General features: G+C 69.7%; 1 protein-coding gene. It reads left to right on the top strand.

Translation table 11 applies throughout. From position 1 onward, the window contains the following. Positions 1 to 138: 138 nt before the first annotated feature. A protein-coding gene (locus tag DKL51_RS32575) for an IS5 family transposase (protein WP_438819689.1) occupies positions 139 to 1,016 on the top strand; the annotation gives its coding sequence in 2 pieces (ribosomal slippage) (positions 139 to 490 and positions 490 to 1,016; 879 coding nt in all). Positions 1,017 to 1,038 lie beyond the last annotated feature (22 nt).

Here is a 1,038-nt window from a genome sequence, read left to right as displayed (position 1 = left end):
CTAGGCCGTGTGTCGAAGTCGGCGGTGGTGGGCGATGAGATTCCGGCGCGTCGGTGATCGATAAGTAGCGAGGTCTCCGGTAGATGGTTCATCGACGAAGAAGACCATCAGCACGGAGACCTCGTGACCACTGTAGCGGTGACGAGGCGGCACGACCTGACCGACGCGCAGTGGGCGGCGCTGGAGCCGCTGCTACCTGTAGGGCGTCGGCCAGGTCGGCCGCCGACATGGACGAAGCGGCAGCTCATTGATGGGATCCGGTGGCGGACCCGGGTCGGTGCGCCGTGGCGGGACGTACCGGAGTGCTACGGGTCATGGGCGGCGGCGTACGCGTTGTTCCGCCGCTGGCAGCGCGACGGGACCTGGGCGAAGATCTTGACCTGGTTGCAGGCGGTGGCCGACGCGGCCGGGCGTGTCACGTGGGACGTGTCGGTGGACTCGTCGGTCGCCCGGGCGCATCAGCACGCCGCCGGGGCGCGTAAAAGGGGGATCTGCAGGTCGAACCCCCGGGCGGGGTGACGGTCGAGCCAACCGATCATGCGCTCGGGCGGTCGCGGGGTGGGCTGACGACGAAGCTGCACCTGGCCTGCGAGCAGGGGCAGAAGCCGTTGTCGATCGTGCTGACCGCAGGGCAGCGTGGGGACAGTCCGCAGTTCGTCGCGGTGCTCGACGGCATCCGGGTGCCCCGCCTGGGCAGCGGCCGGCCGCGGACCCGCCCGGACCGGGTCCTGGCCGACAAGGCGTACACGTCCCGGGCCAACCGCCGCTACCTGCGCCGACGCGGAATCAAGGCCACCATCCCGTCGAAGGCCGATCAGGACGCCAACCGGCGTAAACGGGGCTCGAAGGGCGGCCGGCCACCCGCCTTCGACCCCGAGCGGTACAAGCAGCGTCATGCCGTGGAATGCGGCATCAACCGGCTCAAGCGCAACCGCGCCGTGGCCACCCGATTCGACAAGCTCGCCGTGCGCTACGAAGCCACCGTGCACATCGCCGCGATCAGCGAGTGGCTGTGACCGACTTCGACACAGGCTCTAG

The organism is Micromonospora globispora, assembly GCF_003857015.1.
Lineage (GTDB): Bacteria > Actinomycetota > Actinomycetes > Mycobacteriales > Micromonosporaceae > Micromonospora > Micromonospora globispora.
Note: the sequence above shows the minus strand (reverse complement) of the source record. Positions and strands in the feature narration are given on the sequence as shown.